The organism is Streptomyces sp. URMC 126, from assembly GCF_051386555.1.
Taxonomy (GTDB): Bacteria; Actinomycetota; Actinomycetes; order Streptomycetales; family Streptomycetaceae; genus Streptomyces.
The window spans coordinates 1-241 of record NZ_JBPQTX010001264.1; the positions used below are offsets into that span (position 1 = coordinate 1).

Genomic DNA, 241 nt, shown 5'->3' on the forward strand with positions numbered 1-241 from the left:
TCCATGGACAGGCCGGTGAAGGTCTCGCGCGTGCTGCCGTCCGCGTCCAGGATCCGCAGGTTGAAGGTCTCTTCGGGGTCGCGGGTGTCGTGGTCGACGGCCAGGCGCAGCCGGGAGCCCCAGACACCGGGCTCCTTGGCGTGCACGGTCATCACGGGGCAGGCGCTGTGCCCCTCGGTCGACTCCAGGGTGGTGCAGGCCTCCTCACCGGTGCCGGCCGCGGCGACGCGCACGACCACCG

General features: G+C 72.6%; 1 pseudogene. It reads right to left on the minus strand.

From position 1 onward, the window contains the following. Nucleotides 1-241: pseudogene (locus ACSNOK_RS35900) on the minus strand (phage tail protein); the annotation flags it as partial.